General features: G+C 62.6%; 5 protein-coding genes. 4 read left to right on the forward strand and 1 reads right to left on the reverse strand.

The features are described from left to right. Positions 1 to 58: 58 nt before the first annotated feature. The 4 genes from phnD to ENZ74_RS20700 all read left to right on the forward strand — a co-directional run bounded on the left by phnD (position 59) and on the right by ENZ74_RS20700 (position 4,563). Positions 59 to 967: a phosphonate ABC transporter substrate-binding protein gene (gene phnD, locus ENZ74_RS20685; protein ID WP_063169040.1), complete on the forward strand. Its 909-nt coding sequence runs from the start codon at positions 59 to 61 to the stop codon at positions 965 to 967. 57 nt (positions 968 to 1,024) lie between these two features. Then, positions 1,025 to 1,981, forward strand: coding sequence for a phosphonate ABC transporter, permease protein PhnE (phnE, locus tag ENZ74_RS20690; RefSeq protein ID WP_063169041.1), 957 nt, complete (start codon positions 1,025 to 1,027; stop codon positions 1,979 to 1,981). 2 nt (positions 1,982 to 1,983) lie between these two features. Then, positions 1,984 to 3,351: a phosphonate ABC transporter, permease protein PhnE gene (gene phnE, locus ENZ74_RS20695; RefSeq protein WP_063169042.1), complete on the forward strand. Its 1,368-nt coding sequence runs from the start codon at positions 1,984 to 1,986 to the stop codon at positions 3,349 to 3,351. A gap of 273 nt (positions 3,352 to 3,624) precedes the next feature. Then, a complete protein-coding gene (locus ENZ74_RS20700; RefSeq protein WP_063169043.1) occupies positions 3,625 to 4,563 on the forward strand; it encodes an IS110 family transposase in 939 nt (312 codons plus the stop codon). Positions 4,564 to 4,779: 216 nt separating this feature from the next. Here ENZ74_RS20700 and ENZ74_RS20705 read toward each other — a convergent pair. Beyond that, positions 4,780 to 5,235 (reverse strand): sugar phosphate isomerase/epimerase family protein (locus tag ENZ74_RS20705; RefSeq protein ID WP_164761102.1); only part of this gene is annotated, 456 nt, incomplete at its 5' end.

The following is a 5,235-nucleotide window of genomic DNA, read 5'->3' on the forward strand; positions in this document are numbered from 1 at the left end:
CCTGTCAAAATCGATAACGCTGCCGGCGCGGGGCCGGAACCTACAGGAGAAATATCCAATGTTCAGGAAGATGGTCTTTGGCGCCGTTTCGGTGCTCGCCATGGCGACCAGCATGGCCCATGCCGCCGACATGAAGGAATTTCGCGTCGGCATTCTCGGCGGCGAAAACGAAACCGACCGGCTGCGCAACTACCAGTGCCTCGCCGACCATTTGAAGGCCGAATTCGGCTTCGAAAAGGTCTCGCTGTTCCCCGCCGCCGACTATGACGGCGTCATCCAGGGCCTGCTCGGCGGCACGCTCGACTTCGCCGAACTCGGCGCTTCCGGCTACGCCAGCGTCGCTCTCAAGGACCCGAAGGCGGTCACCCCGATCCTCACCACCCAGCAGACCGACGGCGCCACCGGCTATTATTCGATCGGCCTGGCGCTGAAATCCTCCGGCATCACCGACATCAAGTCGGCCAAGGGCAAGAAGCTCGGCTACGCCGATCCGGATTCTACCTCCGGCTACCTGATCCCGCTGACCCAGATCCCGAAGGATACCGGCGCTTCGAACGAAACCTTCTTCGCCTCGACCCAGTTCAACGGCGGTCACGAGAACAACGTCCTGGCCGTGCGTGACGGCAAGGTCGACGTGGCGGTGGACGATTCTTCCGGCATCGGCGACTTCAAGGACGGCTACACCTCCGGCACCTTCCACAAGGAAGTCGCCAAGGGCGCCGTCGACCCCAACGACTTCGTCGAAGTCTGGCGCTCGGGTCTGATCCCGAACGGCCCGCTGGTCGTGCGCACCGCGCTCGGCGACGAAATGACCGCCAAGCTCGCCGACTTCTTCACGCAGTTGCCGAAGAAGGACAAGGCTTGCTTCGAAGGCGTCGAGGGCGGCGACTTTACCGGCTACGTCCCGGTTAAGGCGGACTTCTACAACGTCATCGTCGAAGCCCGTAAGGCAGCCATCGGCGGCTAACGGCGAAACCAGGAAGGGCGGCGTCGAGAAAACGCCGCCCTTCTTGCATGTCCGATCATGACCCTTTCCGTGACAGCCCCTTCCGGCGCCACTCACCAGATGGCCGACGCCTGGCGTCGCCAGACGTCCTTGCGCCGGCTCTACACCGCCATCGGTGTCGGCCTGCTCATCACCGCGCTCGGCAGCACCATGTGGTTCGCCGACGAGGCCAATGCCGGGCATTTCTTCGACCGGTTGCCGCATTTGCTGGATTTCCTGAGCTGGCTCGTCCCCAAGGACTGGAACGATGTCTGGCGGGCGATGTTCGACATCACTTCCCCGCATGACACCGGTACCCAGGAATTCAATTTTCCGCTTGGCCGCGCCTATGTCTGGGGCAGCTTCTACATCCCCGAATATTTCGAGCTGATGCTGACCACGCTCAACGTGGCGCTGGTCTCGACCTTCATCGGCTTCGTCTTCGCCGTGCCGTTCTCCTTCATCGCGGCGCGCAATTTGACGCCGCATCCGGTGCTGCGGCTGATCGTCAAGCGCCTCATGGAACTGCTGCGCGCCTTTCCCGAGATCGTCATCGCCGGCCTGTTCGCCGCCATCGTCTCGATCGGCCCGATCGCCGCCATCATCGCCATCGGCCTGCATTCGATCGGCGCGCTGGGCAAGCTGTTCTACGAGATCAACGAGAACATCGACATGCGCGCCGAGGAAGGCCTGAGGGCCGTCGGCGCCAACTGGTTCGAGCGGGTGCGCTTCGCCGGCCTGCCGCAGGTGCTGCCCAACTTCATGTCCTACACGCTGCTGCGTGTTGAGATAAATGTCCGCATTTCCACCATCATGGGCGCGGTCGGCGGCGGCGGTATCGGCGAGGAGTTGAAGCTGTCGATCTCGCGCGGCTTCGGCGCCAAGACGATAGCCCTCGTGCTGCTCCTGTTCACGACGATCTTCATCGTCGACCAGTTCTCCGCCTGGCTGCGCCGCAAGCTGGTCGGCGAGCAGGCTTTCGTGATGAGCGCTTGACCATGGCCACCATGACCGCCGATCAGATCCAGTCGATCGAAGAGCGCTTCCCGCAGGTGTTCCAGCGGCCGTTCCACAAGCGCTTCGGGCCGCTGATGCTGCTTGGCGGCATCTTTCTCTACCTGCTGTACGCCTTGTGGTTCTTCAACCTGCCGCAGGTCATGCGGGAATCGCACTGGGAGCGCCTGCCGCTGTTCCTGACCCAGTGGATCAGCTACGACGTGCAGCCGATCTTCCGCCTCGATGAACCGCAGATCACTGCCAAATATCCACGCTTCTCCGTGCTCGGCCCGAACCCGGATCCGGACTGGGTCAAGACCAATGCCGATGGTTCGGTGACGATCCTGATCGACGGCACCGCCAAGTCGATCACCTTCACCAAGACGCAAGCGACGATAACTGCCAACGGTGAGACTGTCGCGGTCGCGCTCGGCACCGGCAAGCCGCTGATCTCGGGACCGGTTCCCGGCTGGATCACCGCGCATGAGGATGAGGTGGTCGCCGACATGGGCTTTGCCGGCGAGTCCCGCGTCGCCGTTGACCGCGTCAGGATACGCAAGCGGTTTCTAGGCTGGGCAAATTTCGTCTTCGACACGCGTTCGCCTTTCTTCGGCAAGTCGGCAAGCGAAGTCGCTTCGCTGATCGTCTCCGGGCCGGAACTGAAACCGGGCACGTCAAATCTGGCGCTGGCCGGCGACAACATCTGGAACAACGCCCAGTGGCAGCATGGCGATGTCTGGACGAAGCTCCTGCAGACCATCGTCATGGCCTTTCTCGGCACCATGCTGGGCGGCATCGTCGCCTTCCCGCTGGCCTTCTTCGCCGCCCGCAACATCACGCCCAGCCGGCTGGTCAACCAGGTGCTCAAGCGCTTCTTCGATTTCATGCGCTCCATCGACATGCTGATCTGGGCGCTGTTCTTCACCCGCGCCTTCGGGCCGGGACCGCTGGCTGGCAGTGCGGCGATCTTCTTCACAGAGGTCGGCACGCTCGGCAAAACCTATTCCGAGGCGCTGGAGAACATCGACGACAGGCCGCGCGAGGGGATTACCTCGACCGGAGCCAACGGCCTCCTGGTGCAGCGCTACGGCGTGCTGCCGGAAGTGGTGCCGGTGTTCATCAGCCAGACGCTCTATCAGTGGGAATCCAACACCCGCGGCGCCACCATCATCGGCGCTGTCGGCGCCGGCGGCATCGGCCTGAAACTGTGGGAAGCGATGCGCACCAACTCAAACTGGGCCAACGTCTTCTACATGGTGCTGCTGATCTTGGCCGTCGTCTTCATCTTCGACAACATCTCCAACTTCCTGCGCCGCCGGCTGAGCCAGACGATCCACGACTACAACAGGATCCAGGCTGAGCAGGGGTAGGCTTGTGATGCAGACGCGCAAGTCGTCTCGACCGGCGCCAAAGGATCGACCCCCACTCCGTCGAGCTTCGCTCGACACCTTGTATCTACACGAGAGAGATTTCGTGGGATTAGAGCGATTGAGCCAAGGTCCGGGTGGCCGCCCGGACCTTGGCTTGGCGAAGTCGCCCGTACCACCTGAGGTTACAGCCGCGGGAGAGCTTGGGATCTTCGCCTTCATCACGCACGACCGAACAGTCGCTTGGTTCCAACCGTACGCACAAGGCAGGTTACCGTGAACAGGATTATTTGTGGAGTTGATGTTTCGAAAGATTGGCTGGACGCGCATGTCTGGCCTGGCGGAGCGGCAGCGCGCTTCGCCAACGACGCGGCGGGGATCGCAGCTCTTTGGCTGTTCTGCCGCAGCCATGACGCAGTCCTTGCGGTGATGGAGGCATCGGGCGGCTATGAACGGCTGGGATTCATGCTCTTGTGGGCGCACGGCATGCCGTGCGGCGTGGTCAATGCCAAGAGCGTGCGCCGTTTCGCCGAGGCGATGGGCTATCTTGAGAAGACCGACAGGATCGACGCCGCTGTCATCGCCCACTACGGCGCAGTCAAGAACACTGTGCCGACGCCACCGCCAAGCGCCGCCCAGCAGCGGCTTGCCGCGTTGGTTGGCCGGCTTTGCCAGATTGTCGGCGATGCGACCATCAACAAGCAGCGTAGAAGTGCCGCACGCGACGCCGAGGTATGCGCCAGCATCGAGGCGATGCTGGCCTTCCTCAAGCGCGAGCAACGGCGCCTGGAAGGCGAGATTGCCTCGATGATCGATGACGATCCGCTGTGGGCCAGGCTGGAGCAGGCCTTTCGTTCGCTGAAGGGCGTGGCCGGACGCACCGTCGCCCGCCTGATGGCCGAACTGCCCGAGATCGGCCTCATCTCCAACAAGGCCATCGCCAAGCTGGCAGGCCTCGCTCCCTTCGCCAACGATAGCGGCAAGCGCACCGGCAACAGGCATGTGCGCGGCGGACGCGCCGGGCCGCGTGGCATCCTCTTCATCGTCGCAGCCATCGTGGCCAAATTCGATCCCAATCTCAAAGCTTTCGCTCAACGGTTGCAACAGGCGGGAAAGCCAAAAATGCTCATCCGCATCGCACTCGCCAGAAAACTCCTCGTCATCCTCAATGCAAAAGCACGCGATGCGCGCAACGAGTTCGCGAGTGCAACTTGACACCCCAGATAGTCGCTCTCCCCCGATCGACGGGGTAGAGGAAAGCGCCAGGCTGTCCGAGCCGACGCCTGTCCTCTTAGGCCGAGTGTCCCCCAGGCCGAGGCTTCCTTCCTCTCCCTCCGGAGGGGGGAGAGAGGTGGCTCGGCGAAGCCGAGACGGAGTGGGGGAACCACCTGGCAACCGCCGCGAACGCAAATAGAAAATGGGCCAGGGCGCCTAAGCCGCCTTCTTCCACCCGCTCTTGATATGCCTATACCCCTCCCGATAAACCGCTTCCGGGGTCTCTGAAAAATCCCGCCACACCTTGGTCGCCGCCGCCAAATCCTTGAGTGAGCGGCCGAACGCCTCGATCGTCAGCCAATCGTCATAGCCGCTCTTGCGGATGGCGGAAAACGTTTCGGTCCACGGAATGTTGCCGCGCCCCGGCACGCCGCGATCATTCTCCGAGATATGGATATGCACGACATTCCTGCGGTGTTTCGTGTAGGCGCCGATCGGGTCGGCCTCCTCGATATTGGCGTGGAAGGTGTCGTACATCGCCTTGATGTGCGGCCGGTCGATGGCGTCGATATGCTCCGACAGGTCCGCCATCGTGTTGAGCAGGTAGCATTCGAAGCGGTTCAGCGCCTCGAGCCCGATGGTGACGCCCTTGTTGCCGGCATGGTCGCCGAT

The organism is Mesorhizobium sp. M7A.F.Ca.CA.002.15.2.1 (assembly GCF_003998715.1).
In the GTDB taxonomy this organism is placed as follows: domain Bacteria; phylum Pseudomonadota; class Alphaproteobacteria; order Rhizobiales; family Rhizobiaceae; genus Mesorhizobium; species Mesorhizobium ciceri.

Coding starts and splice junctions, on each gene's coding strand:
- phnE (WP_063169042.1), top strand. CDS start 1,984: ATGGCCACCATGACCGCCGATCAGATCCAGTCGATCGAAGAGCGCTTC.
- phnE (WP_063169041.1), top strand. CDS start 1,025: ATGACCCTTTCCGTGACAGCCCCTTCCGGCGCCACTCACCAGATGGCC.
- phnD (WP_063169040.1), top strand. CDS start 59: ATGTTCAGGAAGATGGTCTTTGGCGCCGTTTCGGTGCTCGCCATGGCG.